Below are 12,892 nucleotides of genomic sequence, written 5' to 3' on the forward strand. Positions count from 1 at the left end.
CAGAGAGGTGCCACGAGAAGATGACGACCCACGATCTGCGCAGTGAAGCGGACGACCCGCTGACGATCTCCCACGACGAGTCCGTCCAGCTGCTGCGCGGGGCGCCCTGGAAGCGGCTGGCCGTGATGGGCGACAGTTTCGCCGCCGGCCTCGGCGATCCCAGCCCCGGCTACGCCACGGTGCCGTGGCCGGAGCGGATCTCGGCCGCGCTCGGCGCCGGCAAGCCCGACTTCGCCTATCTGAACACCGGAGTCAAGGGCAAGCGGACCGGCGCGGTGCGGGCCGAGCAGCTGGAGCAGGTCCTGGCCTTCGAGCCGGACCTCGTGAACGTGGCGGCAGGCGGCAACGACCTGTTCGACGCCGAGCCGGACCTCGACGGTGTCGAGGCCGACCTGGACGCCATGTACACGGCCGTGCGCGCCCAGGGCGCGGACATCTTCACGTTCACGGTGACCAACGTCTTCGAGTCGGTACCGGAGCTGGCGGTCTTCAGCGACCGTACGGCGGCCCTCAACGACCGCATCCGGGCGGTGGCACGGCGTCATGACGCCGTGCTGATCGAGATGTGGCACCACCCCGTGCGGCTGCGCCCCAACCTGATGAGCGCCGACGGCATCCACTTCGCGATGGAGGGGCACGCCGCCCTCACCGCGGAGATCGTGAAGGCCCTCGGCACCCGGATCACGGACCGGACGGAGAGCTGATGGACGGCGACCGCACGGTACGCCACATCGTCGTGGGCGCGGGCTCGGCCGGCTGTGTGCTGGCCGACCGGCTCAGCGCCGGCGACGACGGGGACGTGCTGCTGATCGAGGCGGGCGGCCCCGACCGGCGCGCCGAGATCAGCATCCCGGCCGCGTTTCCCGCGTTGTTCGGCACCTCCGCGGACTGGGGCTACCGTACGGTCGCCCAGCCGGGCCTCGGCGGGCGCGCGCTGAACTGGCCGCGCGGCCGCACGCTGGGCGGCTCGTCCTCGCTCAACGCCCAGATCTGGACCCGCGGACACCGGGCGGACTTCGACGGCTGGGCCGCGGACGACGGGTGCGCGGGCTGGTCCGCCGCCGAGGTGGCGCCGTACTTCACCCGCGCCGAGGACCGCTCCGGCGCGGGCGGCTACGGCGCGGGCGGGCCGATCCGTATCGAGGACCTGCGCGATCCCAGCCCGGCCACCACCGAGTTCCTGGCCGCCTGCGCCGAGGCGGGGCTGCCCGCCCTGGACGACGGCCGGCCGCTGGAACCGGAGGGCGCCGGGCCGGTACGGGCCACCCAGCGGGGCGGACGGCGGTGGAGCGCGGCCGACGGATACCTGCGGCCCGCGCTGCGCCGGGAGAACCTGACCGTCGTCACGGACGCCCGTGTCGAGCGGATCCTGATCGAGAACGGCCGCGCGGTCGGCGTCGCCTTCACGACACCCGACGGGCCCGCCGTCGTCCGCGCCGAGGGCGAGGTCGTGCTCGCGGCCGGCGCGATCGGCTCCCCCCAGCTGCTCATGCTGTCCGGGGTGGGCGACGCGGACGAGCTGCGGCGGCACGGCATCACGGTGCACGCCCACTCGCCGCGGGTGGGCCGGCGTCTCGCCGACCATCTGTACGTACCGCTGGCGTTCGAGGCGAACGGCCGGGTCACCCCCGGCGTCACCGATCAGCAGGGCGAGATCAACGAGTTCCTGCGCGGCCGGCGCGGCCGGCTGACGTCCAACCTCGCGGAGGCCGTGGCGTTCCTGCGCAGCGACCCCGGGCTGGCGGCGCCCGACCTGGAGTTCGTGTGGATGCTGGTGCCGTTCCTCGACCAGGGGAAGGCTCCGCGCACCCATGGCGTCACCCTGGGCGTGGTGCTGCTGCGGCCGCGCAGCCACGGCAGCGTCCGGCTCGCCTCGGCCGACCCGGCGGCGCACCCGGTGATCGACCCCCGCTATCTGTCCGACCCGGACGGCGACGACCTGCGTGTGCTGGCCGAGGGGGTACGCCGGGCCCAGCACGTCCTGACCCGGCCCGCGCTGGCGGGACGGCTCGGGAAGCCGCTGACGCCGGGCGCGCTGGACCCCGGCCCGGAGACCGTGCACGCGGTGACCCGGGCACACGCGGAGACCCTCTACCACCCTGCCGGCACCTGCGGCATGGGGGCGGACCCCGAGGCCGTGCTCGACCCGGCGCTGCGGGTGCGGGGCGTGGCCGGGCTGCGGGTCGTCGACGCCTCCGCGCTGCCGTCCCTGCCCCGCGGCCACACCCACGCACCCACCGTGATGCTCGCGGAACGCGCGGCCGAGCTGATCCTGGCCGGCTCCGGCGCGGGCACACCCATCGACGAGTTCCAGACGAGCCCCACCACTCGAAAGGCAGTACGACTGTGACCCTCAAGGACCCGCAGCTGTTCATCGACGCCTTCCGCGCGGCCCTCACCGACGCCGAGTTCGCCGCGCTGCTCAAGGAGCGCGACTTCTCCCTCCAGTTCGTTCTGACGGGGGACGCCGGCACGGCGTTCCTGCTGGACTCCGACGGCGTGCACGAGGGCGCGCCCCGGCCCGCGAGCCTGCGTCTGGAGGTGCAGCCGGAGGCCCTGCACCTCGTCCTTCTCGGGCAGCTCGGCGTGACCCACGCCATCGTCGGCCGCCGCCTCGCCGTGAAGGGCCCGGTGGCCCGGGTGCGCCTGCTGGCGGACTACCTGCCGGTGCTCGGGCGCGAGTACGCCCGGCTCGCCCTGGCGCCCGCCGCCTCCTGAGGAGGGGGCCGCGGCCACCGCGGGCCCGCCCCCGCGCGCGTCCCGCCGCCCCGCCGCGCCCTCGCCCCGCCACCCGCCACCACATCGCCCGCCACCACAGAAAGCGGACCACTGTGATCGCCACCACCACGACCGCCGTTCCGAACGCCCCGACCCTGTCCGATCTGCGCGCCCTCGACGCGGCGGCCATGCCGTCGATGTTCCGGCTCCCGCCCGAGGTCGAGGAACTCCGCGACGAGGTGCGCGAGTTCGCGCAGACCGTGGTGAAGCCACGGGTCCTGGAGAACGACCTCGCGCCGGCCGACGACTTCGACTGGGAGATGGTCGAGGCCGGCCACCGGCTGGGGCTGCTGCGGCTGACCATTCCCAAGGAGCTCGGCGGCCGCGGCATGGGCGTGCTGGGCGTGGCCGTCGCCCTGGAGGAGCTCGCGTCGGTGTGCGCCAGCACGGCGCTGATCTTCGGCGCCTCGCTGCTCGGCCAGACCTCCGTGCTGTTCTCCGGCGACCAGCAGCTCCAGGCCCGGTTCCTGCCGCCGTTCCTCGGTGACAAGCCGGTGCTGGCCTGCAACGCCATCACCGAGGAGACCGCCGGCTGCGACCTGCTGATACCGGAGAACGCGGAGCTCGCCGAGGACGTGATGACGGCCCGCCGGGACGGGGACCACTTCGTCCTGAACGGCGTCAAGCGCTTCATCACCAACGGCAAGGTCGGCGAGTGGGCGGCCGTGTTCGCCAACATCGAGGGCCACCCCGGCGCCACCGGGCTGACCGTGTTCATCGTGCCGCTGGACAGCGAGGGCGTCACCCGGGGCGCGGTCGCCGACAAGATGGGGTACCGGGCCTGCCTGGGCACCACGCTGCACTTCGACGACGTCCGGGTGCCGGAGGAGAACATCGCCTTCGGGGAGGGCGGCGCCTGGAACTACCTCACCCTCCAGTCCAACCAGGCCCGTTCGATCGTCGCCGCGATCTCGACCGGGGTCGCCCGGGGCGCCTTCGAGATCGCCAAGGAGTGGGCGGGCGAGCGGGTCCAGGCCGGCAAGCCGCTGTACGAGCACCAGTTCACGGCGCGCAAGCTGGCCGAGATGTCCGCGAAGATCGAGGCCTCGCGGCTGCTGTACCTCCAGGCCGCCTACCAGGCGGACAACATGCTCCCCGCTCCCGTCTACGGGCCCGCCGTCGCCAAGCTGTTCGCCGACCGCGCGGCGATCGAGGTGGCCGAGGAGGCCATGTCCATCGTCGGGGCCCGCGGCTACTGCCGTGACCACGCGGTGGAGAAGCTGGTCCGCGAGTCGTTCGGCGCCCGTATCTACGAGGGCACGCCGGAGGTCCTGGCCCTGGCCATCACGGGCGCGCTGTACGGGCGGCGGCTGTGACCCCGCTCCCCGCGACGACGGAGACGGCCACGTCCCCGGCCCGCGCCGCGGCCGCGTCCCCGGCCCGTAAGCCGGGTCGGCGGGCGCGGCCCGCCGCGGCGCTGTCCGCCCCTGGGGCGCGGGCCGCGGCCACGCTCTCGGCCACGCGGTACATCGAGGCCACCCTGGCCTCGACGGCCCGGTTCACCGGCCTGGCGCTGGACCTGCCGGACGCGGCCGGGCCGGTCGCCCCGGCCGCCCCGGCCGCCCCCGCCGGCTCCCCCCGTCCGTCCGGTTCCGCCCGTCCTTCCGGATCCGACCGCCCGTCCGGCCCGGCTCCCGCGTCGGAGCCGGAGGCGTCCTCGCGCGCCGCCGGGCGCCGGGGGCCGGCATGACCGCGCGGACCGTCACCGGCGGGAGGCCGGGGTCCGGGGAGAGAGCGGCCGAGGCCGTGGGGAGCGGCGAGGACGCCCGTCGGGCGCGGTACGTGGCCCATGTGCTGGCGCTGCACGACCGGATGAGCCTCGCGGGCCTGCCCGAGGAGACCGAACCGCTGTATCTCGCCCGCCGGCCCGACGGTCTCACCGTGGTCGCGGTGCCGCAGTCCCGGCTGCCCGAGCGCTACCGGCTGGCGATCTACGGGTTCCGGCTCGCCCAGTACCTGAGGTCCCGTTTCGCCAGTGACCGCGTCGCCTTCGCGCGCGGCCTGTTCGCGGAGCCGCTCGGGGTGGGACACGGCGAGGAGATCCATGTCATCGGCATGGAGGAGGAGACCGGCGCGATCCTGCGCTACGTGTCGGTCATCGGCACCACGGACACCGCACCGCTGCCCGTGACCCACCCGGACCGCGCCCTCTTCCCGTGCGAGGTCGCCCACGGCATCAACCTCTTCGACCACGTGCCCCTGGACGAGCCGGTGACGGGGACCGAGGTGTGGGAGATCAAACGCCTGATGCAGCGCCCCTCGGAGCGCGACACCTCCCCCGCCCGGCGGCTGCGGCTGTCCCTGGAGCTGATGCTCGGCTTCTACACGGTCCTCGCCGGGCTGTCGCCGCAGCCCAAGCTCCTGGTCGGCGACGGCGAGGAGGGCCTGGCGGTACGGCGTCTGACGCGCAGTCTGAAGGACGTCACCGTCATCGAGGGCACCCGGCCCTGTCTGCCGGAGGACGACCTGCTCTTCCCCGCCTACGTGGAGCGCGCGGTCGTGAAGCCGTTCGTGGCCCGCGTCCCGCGGGGCGAGGAGCTGGCCGAGCTCGTGCGGTGGCTGGGCCGGGCGCTGGACGCGACGAACCCGCTGGCCGGCTTCCAGCAGCTGGTCGGCCGGGTCGGAGGAGAGATCCGGAGGGTGAGGATATGAGCACCACCGCCGCGGCACCCGCGGAAGAGACGGTCCCGGCAGGCGTCCCGGAGGATCCGGAGGCGTACTACCGGGCCCTCACCGAGCGCAACCGGGGCCTGATCCCGGACGCCGTGCAGGAGCGGCTGCGCACCGCCACGGTCCTGGTGGCCGGGTGCGGCTCGACGGGCGGCGCGGTCGTCGAACCGCTGGCCCGCCTGGGCACGGGCCACTTCGTGCTCGCCGAGCCCGGGGAGTACGAGCTGAACAACCTCAACCGGCAGAGCGCCACGTACGCCGACATCGGCCGCAACAAGGCGGAGGTGGCGGCCGAGCGCATCCGGTCGGTCAACCCGTTCGCCCGGATCCGGGTCGACACCGTCGGCATCCGCCCGGACGACCCGGACCTGCTCCTGGACGGCGTGGACGTGGTCGTCGACGGCGTGGACGTCACCACGCTGAGCGGCTGGCGGGCCAAGTACGCCCTGCATGTCGCGGCGGCGCGCCGCCGGCTGCCGGTGGTCTCCGGCTACGACCTGTCGGGCACCCAGCACGTCCGCTACTACGACTACCGCGCCGAGCCCGACCCGCTCGCGGGGGCGATCGCCGAGCAGGACATCACCGAGGGCGCCCTGTGGACGCTGCTGCTGCGGGTGATCCCGCGCGAGATCGTCCCGGCCGACCTGATCGCCGACGTCACCGCGCACCGGTCGGAACCGGACTACAGCGTCCCCCAGCTCGTCTACGCGTCGCACCAGTTCGGTGTGCTCGCGGCCCGCTACGTGGTGGAGATCCTGGCCGGCCGTCCGGTCCGGGAGGAGATCACGGTGGATGTGCACCGGCTCGTCTCGGCGGACGCCGGTCCGGCGGACGCCCCGTCGCACAGCACCCAGCGAACACAGGACTAAGGAGCCTTGATGACCACCGCAACCGACCGTCCGGGCCGCCGCTCGGAGGACCCGCTCGCCCGGCAGACCAAGAAGGCCGCGCAACTGCTCATCGCGTCGGCCCGGCACTCCTACGACCCGCGCGTGGACGTCAACTGGGACGAGCCGCTGGAGGAGGGCAAGTGGTTCCTCCCGGAGAAGCGGATCTCGCTCTACGGGACGGAACTGTACGACTCGCTGAGCCTGGAGCAGAAGCTGCTGCTCAGCCGTGAGGAGCTGGCCTCGTCGCTGGCCGCGGGCGTGTGGACCGAGCACATCCTGCTGCACCTGGTGTCGCGCTACGCCTACAAGCGGGACATCACCAGCCCGCAGGTGCAGTTCGCGCTGACGGAGGTGGCGGACGAGGTGCGCCACATGATCATGTTCGCCCGGCTGGTGGAGAAGACGGGCACGGAGTTCTACCCGCTGAACCCCAAGACCCAGCGCAGCGGGCTGCTGCTGAAGACGTTCGCGCCGGTGCCCGCGCTGTGGGCGATGCTGCTGCTGACCGAGGAGTTCTTCGACCGCTTCCAGCGCGAACAGGCCGCCGACGAGACGGTGCAGCCACTGGTGCGCACGGTGGCCCGGATCCATGTCGTGGAGGAGGCCCGGCACATCAGCTTCGCCCGCACCGAGCTGGAGCGGTTCGTTCCGACGCTGTCCTCGCGGCGCCTGGAGCTGCTGCGCAACTTCCTCGCCGCGGTGGTCAAGTCCATCCGCCGCGACCGCTACAACCCGCTGATGTACGAGCGGGCCGGCCTGGACCCGAAGGCGGCCGTGGAGGCGGGCCGCAACAACCCGATCAGCAAGGCCAACGGCGGCTACGGGGCCGAGCGGATCGCCCCCTACTACCAGTCGCTCGGTCTGATCGGCGGTCGCTCGGAGAAGGTGTGGCGTGAGGCCGGTTGGCTCAAGGACGCCTAGATTCAAGGGAGTTGATTGTGGAGGATGACGGTTACGAGGGACCGGCCGTACTGGTCGTGGAGGGCCGGGCGGAGTTCACCCTCCGGGCCACGCTGACCGGCGGCTTCCAGCCGCTCGACGGCCGGTACCGCTGGTACGGACGGTTGGAGGCGCACGAGGAGCTGACCCGGCTGGTGGGCGACCGCAGCGCCGGCGTGGAGCTGCGTACGGCCGAGGGCCACGCGGCGGGCCGGATCACCGAGCCCGACCTGTGGAACCGGTACCGGATCGAGGGGACGAGCGTGCCCCCGTTCCGGGTTCCGTTCAGCATCGACGAAGTCGAACCGTAGAAGACACGTTCACCGAAAAACCGAACACCCTGACACAACGCAAAGAAACAAAAGCGATGGAGGCCCCCGGCCCATGTGCTTCGACGAAGACGCCGTTCCGCCGGTACCGCAGATTCCGGATGCCGCGATCGAGAGCGGTTATCTGGAATTGACCGCGAAGGACGGCAACGTTTTCGCCGCTTTCTCCGCGACCCCCGCCGGCGGCTCCGGAACGGCCGTCGTGATCCTTCCCGACGTCCGCGGCCTTTACGGGTTCTACACGGAGCTGGCCAAACGCTTCGCGGAGAACGGCGTAGGGGCGCTCGTCATCGACTACTACGGACGGACGGCAGGCGTCGGAAAGCGGGAGAAGGACTTCCCCTACGCCCAGCACATGGCCAAATTGAGCCCCCGCGAGCTCTATGCCGACCTGGCCGCGGGCGTCGCCCATCTGCGCTCGGACGAGGGCGGCGCCGCGCGCGCCGTCCTCACCGCCGGCTTCTGCATCGGCGGACGGCTCGCGGTGATGGCGGCGGCCGGGGGCCTCGGCCTGGCCGGCGTGATCGGGTTCTACTGCTGGCCCGCGGACGGCCCGGACGGCTCCCCCGGACCGACCAGCCGGGCCTCGGACCTGGCCGCCCCGGTGCTGGCCCTGATGGCCGGGGACGACCCGGGCATCCCGGCCGCCCATGTGACGGCGTTCGAGGAGGCCCTGGCCGCGGCCGGCGTCGACCACGAGGTCGTCACCTACCCGGGCACCCCGCACAGCTTCTTCGACGCCCAGCGCGACGCGTACGCCGACGCCTCCGCGGACGCCTGGAACCGGGTGCTGCGCTTCACGGCCCGGGTCGGCGCCGCCTGACCCGCCCGACCCGCCCGACCTGCCGGGACAGGACCGACCGGAACACATACGTATGGATGGAATGAAAGTGCGTGTAACCTAGAAGGCCAGCTCAAGGCGGTCCGACCCGGGAAGTGTGAACATGCCCACGACTCGTACGAGAACACGTCTGACGCAGCGTGAGCGGTCCGACGGCACCATCGAGGAGCTGCTGCGCGCCGCTCGCACGCTGTTCGCCGAGCGGGGTTACAACGCGACGTCGCTGGATGCCGTCGTGGAGGCCGCCCACCTCACCAAGGGCGCCCTCTACCACCACTTCTCCGGCAAACAGCATCTCTTCCGGGCCGTGTACGAGCGCGAGCAGACCCGGCTGGCGCACATCGTCGCCCGCGCCTACCTCGATGCCGAGCCGGACTCCTGGGAGGCGGTGTACGTGGGGGCGAGGGCCTTCCTGGTGGAGGTTCTCGCCGCCGACGTCCAGCGCATCAACCTGCTCGACGCGCCGGGCGCGCTCGGCACGGAGGAGATGCGGGAGATCAACACGGGCTGCCTGAAGATGATGGAGGAAGGCGTCCGGCGGGCCGCGGAGAGCGGCGACATCGCGCCGCACTCCGTCACCTCCCTGACCCATCTGCTCTACGGCGCCCTGTGCGAGACGGCCATGGCGGTGGCCCGCGCCGAGGACCAGCAGAAGGCCCTCGACGCGAGCCTCACCGAGCTGCGCCTCCTCTTCGACGCCCTGGCGGTGTCACCCCGCTAGGGCCTGTCCGTCACCGGGCCCGGCCGCCATCGCCTCCGCCAGGTCGGCCAGCGGCAGACAGGGCCGTACCAGCGCCTGCTCCGCCGCCTGGCTCAGCGCCCTCGGAGTGCGGCGGCACAGCTCGATGATCCGCGACACGGCCGCCGGCTCGGCCGCCACCCGCCGCTCGCCGAGGATGCCGGCCAGCATGCGCCGGGCCTGCTGGGCGCTCAGCTCCCGCAGCCGTACGGCGCGCAGCGCGCCGAGTCCGTGGAGGCGGCCGGCGTCGCGCGTGGTGACCAGCAGCGCCCCGGCCGACGGGCCCGGCAGCAACGCCGCCAGCTGCCCCGCCGTGGCGAGGTCGTCGAGCACCACCAGCACCCTCAGCTCCTTCAGGACGTTGCGGCCGAACCCCGCCAGGTCGCTCTCCCCTCGCGGCACGGTCACCCCGAGGCTGCGCAGCACGAACCGCAGCACGTCGTCGGCGGACGGGGCCGGATCCCGGTTCAGCGCCGCCCGGCCGCCCGGGAGCCGCTCGGTCCGGTCCCGGACGGCCCCGGGCCGGCCCGGGGCGGACCCGCCGCCCGGTCCGCCGTCGGCGGTGCTGCCGTGCAGGGCCACGAAGATCTGGCCGTCCGGGAACCGGTGGGCCACCCGGTGGGCCCACTGGACCGCCAGAGCCGTCTTGCCGATACCGGGCGGCCCCTCGATGACACGGGTGAGCGGCCGGCCGTCGTCCGCCGTGACGAACCCGTCCAGCATCACCAGCTCCTGCTCCCGGCCCACGCAGCGGATGCCCCGCGGCAGCTGGCGCGGCACGGTCGGTGCCGCGTCGGCTGGCTTCGCGGGAGCGACCTCCGGGTCGCCGCGCAGGATGCGGGCGTGCAGCTCCCGCGTCTGGGGAGCCGGGTCCACGCCCAGCCGGTCGGCGAGCCGGCGGCGCAGGGCGTCGTAGGCCTCGACGGCCTCGGCGCGGCGTCCCGAGCGGTGGAGCGCCGTCATCAGGTTGCGGATGACCAGCTCGTTGTCCGCGTGCTGGTCGGCCAGCGAGTGCAGCTCGTCGAGCAGCCCGAGATGGTCGCCCAGGCGTAATTCGGCCTCATGGCACTCCACGAGGGCCGACACCCGCTCCCGTTCGAGCAGCCGCCGGGTCCGCTCGGCCCACTCGCCCTTGAGCCCGCCGAGTGCCCTGCCCTGCCAGGCGCCGAGCGCCTCCCGGAACAGCCGCACGGCCGTGCGGGTGTCCCCCGCGCCCCGGGCGTCCGCCACCATCCGGCGGAAACGTCGCAGGTCGACGCAGTCGGGCTCCACCTCCAGGGTGTAACCGCCGTTGCGGCGGCGCAGTGTCACCCCCGGTGCGCCCCCGCTGTTGTCCAGCGCGCCGCGCAGCCGGGATATGTAGGAATGAATCATGTTCCGCGCCGACTGGGGCGGGTCCGCGCCCCACGCCCAGTCGATGAGTTCGTCGGGCATGACGACTTCATTTGCACTTACCGCGAGCATTGCAAAGATGCAACGCTGTCTTGCCTGCCCGAGTTCCACCAGGCTTTCCCCCTCGGCCCGGTACTCCACAGGTCCCAACAACTGAACAAGAACCACGCTGCCACTCCCCCGGGTGTGCGCTGTCTCTGATCGTTGCGCCCCGAAGCGGTCGACTTCGTACTGACGAACGAACATCGTCAGTATGGGGCATTTCTTGATTTTCACTGAACGCCGCCCGCAGCGCCCGTCAAACGCGCCCATGAAGGCATCAAGGTTTTCGTCACAGGGCCCGTCGAGGCTGTTCCCACCACCACGACCTCGCCTGCGGGAGCTGCTGTGACGCGCACGTCGTCCGACACTTGCACGGAGAAGTACGGGCACCACCACCGCTGGGCCCTGGTGCTCGCCGAGCGCGAGCGTCTGCTGCGCCTGGCCACCGGCCGGCTGGGCCGTACGGCGGACGCCGAGGACTGCGTCCAGGAGGCCATGATCCGCGCGGCCACCTTCGAGGCGCTGGACGAGTCCCGGGTCGCCGCCCTCCTCACCACCATCACGCTGCGTCTGTGCGTGGACCACCAGCGCGGCACCCAGCGGGACCGCCGGCTGGCCGGCCGGGCCCACCTGCTGCACCGCACCGATCCGGACACCGGCTCGGAGGTGGAGTACCGCACCTGCGAACGGGCCGCGGGTGCCTGGCTGCTGACCCAGCTGCCCGCCCTGGGCCGCCGGGAGCGCGATGTGCTGCTCGCCCGGGCGCGCGGTCTGAGCACCGCCGAGACGGCGAACGCCCTGCAGATCACGTACAAGTCGGCGGAGAGCGCCTTCACCCGGGCCCGCAGCCGGCTGCGCAGCGTGTACCACGAGGAGATGGCCCGCTGAACGACAAGGATCCCGCCCGATCGAACCGATCGGACGGGATCCCGTCACTGTGGAGCTAAGGAGAATTGAACTCCTGACCTCCTGCATGCCATGCAGGCGCTCTACCAACTGAGCTATAGCCCCTGGCCCCACGCGGCCGGAGCCGTGTGGTGTTCGGTCCCGCTCGGCGGGGCGAACAAGAAGAACTTTAGCCTGCGACCTGCCAGAAAGTGAAATCCGGGTCCCCGGCCCGCCGCGGACCGCTCAGTCGTCGTCGCCGAGCACCGGCTCCGGCAGGGTGCCGGCGTTGTGCTCGAGCAGCCGCCAGCCGCGGGCGCCCTCGCCCAGGACGGACCAGCAGCAGTTGGAGAGCCCGCCGAGGCTCTCCCAGTTGCGCGCCTCCAGGCCGAGGAGACGGCCGAGGGTGGTGCGGATCGTGCCGCCGTGACTGACGACGACGAGCGTGCCGTCCTCCGGGAGCTTCTCGGCGTGCCGCAGCACGACGGGCGCGGCACGGTCGGCGACCTCGGTCTCCAGTTCGCCGCCACCGCGGCGGACCGGCTCACCGCGCTTCCACGCCGTGTACTCCGCGCCGTACCGGGCGAGGATCTCCTCGTGCGTCAGCCCCTGCCACACGCCCGCGTAGGTCTCGCGCAGGGCCTCGTCGTGGGTGATCTCCAGGCCGGTGAGCGCGGCCAGCTCCGCGGCCGTGTTCGCGGCGCGCGAGAGGTCGGAGGCGATGATCGCGTCGGGCCGCAGGGAGGCGAGCAGCCGGGCGGCACGGCGGGCCTGGGCCACACCGGTCTCGGTCAGCTCGACGTCCGTGGTGCCCTGGAAGCGCCGCTCCACGTTCCACGCGGTCTGGCCGTGCCGCCACAGGATGACCCGGCGGCCCCGGCCCGGCCGGCGCTCGGCGGGGGCAGTCAACGCAGCTCCCCGAACCCGGCGGTGTCGTCCTCCTCGGCCCGCAGCTTGGCGTACTCGGCGGCCTTGCCCCGGGTGGCCCTGGCGTCCTCGGGCAGCTCCAGCTCGGGGCAGTCCTTCCACAGCCGCTCCAGGGCGTAGAAGACGCGCTCCTCGCTGTGCTGGACGTGGACGACGATGTCGACGTAGTCGAGCAGGACCCAGCGGGCCTCGCGGTCGCCCTCGCGGCGCACCGGCTTGGCGCCGAGCTCCTTGAGGAGCCGCTCCTCGATCTCGTCGACGATCGACTTGACCTGGCGGTCGTTGGGAGCGGAGGCCAGCAGGAAGGCGTCCGTGATCGACAGCACGTCGCTGACGTCGTAGGCGATGATGTCGTGCGCGAGCTTGTCGGCGGCCGCCTGGGCGGCGGTGTGGATGAGCTCGATGGAGCGGTCGGTGGCGGTCACTGCGTGGCTTTCCGTCGGCGGTCGTTTGCCCTCAA

Annotated in this window: 15 protein-coding genes and 1 tRNA gene; 12 read left to right on the forward strand and 4 right to left on the reverse strand. The window is 72.8% G+C overall.

The genetic code is table 11. The features are described from left to right. The first annotated feature begins 20 nt into the window (after positions 1 to 20). The 11 genes from ACFY30_RS15365 (at position 21) to ACFY30_RS15415 (ending at position 9,168) form a co-directional block, all read left to right on the forward strand. Complete coding sequence (locus ACFY30_RS15365; protein ID WP_390655331.1) at positions 21 to 704, forward strand: SGNH/GDSL hydrolase family protein; 684 nt, start codon at positions 21 to 23, stop codon at positions 702 to 704. Then, positions 704 to 2,350, forward strand: coding sequence for a GMC family oxidoreductase (locus ACFY30_RS15370; protein WP_390845676.1), 1,647 nt, complete (start codon positions 704 to 706; stop codon positions 2,348 to 2,350). The genes ACFY30_RS15365 and ACFY30_RS15370 overlap by 1 nt, the downstream gene beginning before the upstream one ends. Continuing rightward, positions 2,347 to 2,718: a hypothetical protein gene (locus ACFY30_RS15375; RefSeq protein WP_390845677.1), complete on the forward strand. Its 372-nt coding sequence runs from the start codon at positions 2,347 to 2,349 to the stop codon at positions 2,716 to 2,718. The genes ACFY30_RS15370 and ACFY30_RS15375 overlap by 4 nt, the downstream gene beginning before the upstream one ends. Before the next feature lie 113 nt (positions 2,719 to 2,831). Further along, entirely contained in the window at positions 2,832 to 4,094 is a 1,263-nt protein-coding gene (locus ACFY30_RS15380; protein WP_390845678.1) for an acyl-CoA dehydrogenase family protein, read from the forward strand. After that, positions 4,091 to 4,468: a hypothetical protein gene (locus ACFY30_RS15385; protein ID WP_390845679.1), complete on the forward strand. Its 378-nt coding sequence runs from the start codon at positions 4,091 to 4,093 to the stop codon at positions 4,466 to 4,468. The genes ACFY30_RS15380 and ACFY30_RS15385 overlap by 4 nt, the downstream gene beginning before the upstream one ends. Then, complete coding sequence (locus ACFY30_RS15390; RefSeq protein ID WP_390845680.1) at positions 4,465 to 5,430, forward strand: hypothetical protein; 966 nt, start codon at positions 4,465 to 4,467, stop codon at positions 5,428 to 5,430. Before ACFY30_RS15385 ends, ACFY30_RS15390 begins: the two co-directional genes overlap by 4 nt. Next, positions 5,427 to 6,317 (forward strand): ThiF family adenylyltransferase, encoded by an 891-nt coding sequence (locus ACFY30_RS15395; RefSeq protein ID WP_390845681.1) that lies wholly within the window; start codon positions 5,427 to 5,429, stop codon positions 6,315 to 6,317. The genes ACFY30_RS15390 and ACFY30_RS15395 overlap by 4 nt, the downstream gene beginning before the upstream one ends. A gap of 9 nt (positions 6,318 to 6,326) precedes the next feature. Further along, positions 6,327 to 7,259 (forward strand): diiron oxygenase, encoded by a 933-nt coding sequence (locus ACFY30_RS15400; RefSeq protein ID WP_390655325.1) that lies wholly within the window; start codon positions 6,327 to 6,329, stop codon positions 7,257 to 7,259. Between the two features lie 17 nt (positions 7,260 to 7,276). Further along, a complete protein-coding gene (locus ACFY30_RS15405) occupies positions 7,277 to 7,588 on the forward strand; it encodes a DUF4873 domain-containing protein (RefSeq protein ID WP_390655324.1) in 312 nt (103 codons plus the stop codon). Between the two features lie 73 nt (positions 7,589 to 7,661). Then, positions 7,662 to 8,429 carry a dienelactone hydrolase family protein gene (locus tag ACFY30_RS15410; RefSeq protein WP_390845682.1) on the forward strand — a complete coding sequence of 256 codons (768 nt, stop codon included), beginning with the start codon at positions 7,662 to 7,664 and terminating at the stop codon, positions 8,427 to 8,429. 121 nt (positions 8,430 to 8,550) lie between these two features. Beyond that, on the forward strand, positions 8,551 to 9,168 hold the full coding sequence (locus ACFY30_RS15415; protein ID WP_390845683.1) for a TetR family transcriptional regulator: 618 nt from the start codon (positions 8,551 to 8,553) through the stop codon (positions 9,166 to 9,168). Here ACFY30_RS15415 and ACFY30_RS15420 read toward each other — a convergent pair. Further along, positions 9,157 to 10,890, reverse strand: a complete 1,734-nt coding sequence (locus tag ACFY30_RS15420; RefSeq protein ID WP_390845684.1) for a BTAD domain-containing putative transcriptional regulator — start codon at positions 10,888 to 10,890, stop codon at positions 9,157 to 9,159. The genes ACFY30_RS15415 and ACFY30_RS15420 overlap by 12 nt on opposite strands. A 75-nt stretch (positions 10,891 to 10,965) precedes the next feature. On the opposite strand from ACFY30_RS15420, the gene ACFY30_RS15425 reads away from it, so the two are divergent. Then, positions 10,966 to 11,508, forward strand: a complete 543-nt coding sequence (locus tag ACFY30_RS15425; RefSeq protein ID WP_390655321.1) for an RNA polymerase sigma factor — start codon at positions 10,966 to 10,968, stop codon at positions 11,506 to 11,508. 50 nt (positions 11,509 to 11,558) lie between these two features. On the opposite strand, the gene ACFY30_RS15430 is transcribed toward ACFY30_RS15425, so the two are convergent. From ACFY30_RS15430 to rsfS, 3 genes are all read right to left on the reverse strand, one after another. Then, a tRNA-Ala gene (locus tag ACFY30_RS15430) sits at positions 11,559 to 11,631 on the reverse strand. A 120-nt stretch (positions 11,632 to 11,751) separates the two neighbouring features. Then, positions 11,752 to 12,414, reverse strand: coding sequence for a histidine phosphatase family protein (locus ACFY30_RS15435; RefSeq protein WP_390845685.1), 663 nt, complete (start codon positions 12,412 to 12,414; stop codon positions 11,752 to 11,754). Beyond that, entirely contained in the window at positions 12,411 to 12,857 is a 447-nt protein-coding gene (gene rsfS, locus ACFY30_RS15440; RefSeq protein ID WP_390845686.1) for a ribosome silencing factor, read from the reverse strand. Before rsfS ends, ACFY30_RS15435 begins: the two co-directional genes overlap by 4 nt. Between the last annotated feature and the right edge of the window lie 35 nt (positions 12,858 to 12,892).

It is taken from the genome of Streptomyces sp. NPDC000345 (assembly GCF_042898825.1).
Lineage (GTDB): Bacteria > Actinomycetota > Actinomycetes > Streptomycetales > Streptomycetaceae > Streptomyces.